Source organism: Morganella sp. HMSC11D09 (genome assembly GCF_001807955.1).
Taxonomy (GTDB): domain Bacteria; phylum Pseudomonadota; class Gammaproteobacteria; order Enterobacterales; family Enterobacteriaceae; genus Morganella; species Morganella morganii.
On sequence record NZ_KV791640.1, the window covers coordinates 2,064 to 3,954 of the forward strand.

A 1,891-nucleotide genomic window follows, 5' to 3' on the forward strand; every position below is an offset into this window, starting at 1 on the left:
TTTTCTCTGGCGTCCGTCTGTGGTTGATGATGCTCCGGATATTCACCTTGAATAGAGCAGGGGGAGGGGGAGGTCAAATCCCTGCCGCCCCACGGTCAGAGGACCGCCGCCTTGCCTTTTTTCACATCGCCGCAGGTTAGAAAACTTTTTTCCGGGTTCTCCGGAGGGGTATTAACAGGAGAAAACGATTATGCCGGGACCACCGAAAACCCCGTCACACCTGCGTTTGGTCAGGGGTAACCCATCAAAACGCCCGATCAATAAAAAAGAACCAAAACCGCCTTCAGGGGTACCCCCAACTCCGAAACATTTTACCAAGCAGGGGAAATACTGGTTTAAGCGAATTGGGGAAGAACTCGATGCCATGGGCGTGATGAGTTCGATGGATGCCAAAGCACTGGAGCTGCTGATCGAGGCGTACACCGAATACCGCCAGCACTGCGATACGCTGGACGAACAAGGCTACACCTACACAACACAGAGTGATGGCGGTCCACTGATAAAAGCGCACCCCGCGGCGGCAATGAAAGCTGATGCATGGAAACGGATCCGCGCGATGCTCTCCGAGTTCGGTATGACCCCGGCAGCCCGCCAGAAGGTAACGATTAACACACCAGCCGAAGAAGATCCTTTCGAGGCATTTCTGAAACAAAGAAAATGATGAATGGCAACCGTAGCAGACGGGATCCGGTACGCCGAGCAGGTGGTTGCCGGAGAAATAGTTACGGGCGAACTGATACGCCTGGCGTGTCAGCGGTTTCTTGATGATCTGGAATACGGCCCTGAGCGCGGTATTTATTTCATGGAGGAACGCGCCCGGCATATTCTGGATTTTTACCGGTTCGTCCCGCATGTCAAAGGGGCACTGGCAGGTAAGCCGATCGAGCTGATGCCGTGGCATACCTTTATTCTGATTAATATTTTTGGTTTTGTGATCCCGCTGGTTGATGAACTCACCGGCGAGGCTCAGTACGACGATGACGGGGATCCGGTGCTGGTTCGCCGGTTCCGGACGGCCTATAACGAAGTTGCACGTAAAAACGCTAAATCCACTCTCTCATCCGGTATCGGTCTGTACATGACCGGCGCTGACGGTGAGGGTGGCGCCGAGGTTTACTCGGCGGCCACCACCCGTGACCAGGCGCGTATTGTGTTTGAAGATGCAAAAAACATGGTCAAAAAGGCCAGGAGCTCACTCGGCCGCCTGTTTGAATTTAATAAGCTGGCGATTTACCAGGAGCGGTCTGCATCCAAGTTTGAGCCGCTGTCCAGTGACGCAAATAACCTCGACGGCCTGAATATTCACTGCGGCATTGTGGACGAACTTCATGCCCACAAAACCCGTGATGTGTGGGATGTGCTGGAAACCGGGACCGGTGCCCGCCTGCAATCCCTGCTGTTTGCGATCACCACAGCGGGATTTAACCGCGAGGGCATCTGCTACGAACTGCGGGATTACGCCATCAAGGTGCTGCGGGGCGTGGTGGAGGATGACACCTTTTTCGCGGCAATTTACACACCGGATGAGGATGATGACCCGTTCGATGAAAGCATCTGGATAAAAGCCAATCCGGGGCTGGGTGTCTGTAAGCGTTTTGACGATATGCGCCGCCTGGCGAAAAAGGCAAAAGAGCAGATTGCGGCCCGGCCTAATTTCCTGACCAAGCACCTCAATATGTGGGTGAATGCCGAATCCGCCTGGATGGATACCGGTAAGTGGGACAGCTGCCCTGAAAATGCGCCGGATGATGAGCTGAAAAATTACCCGGTCTGGGTTGGTGTGGATCTGTCAAACAAAATCGATGTGACCGCAGCCGTTAAAGTGTATGAGGATCCGCGCGGACAACTGCATATGAAGTGCAAATTCTGGCTGCCGGAGGACAGAGTAGTG

General features: G+C 54.0%; 2 protein-coding genes. Both read left to right on the forward strand.

Annotation, left to right across the window (positions count from 1 at the left end):
- Positions 1 to 190 precede the first annotated feature (190 nt).
- A complete protein-coding gene (locus HMPREF3119_RS00360; RefSeq protein ID WP_070577931.1) occupies positions 191 to 661 on the forward strand; it encodes a phage terminase small subunit P27 family in 471 nt (156 codons plus the stop codon).
- Between the two features lie 3 nt (positions 662 to 664).
- Positions 665 to 1,891, forward strand: a 1,227-nt coding sequence (locus tag HMPREF3119_RS00365) for a terminase large subunit (protein WP_246829217.1), incomplete at its 3' end; no start/stop codon positions are given.

Excerpts from the sequence above, each read along its gene's own strand:
- HMPREF3119_RS00360 (WP_070577931.1), top strand. The coding sequence starts at position 191 with ATGCCGGGACCACCGAAAACCCCGTCACACCTGCGTTTGGTCAGGGGT.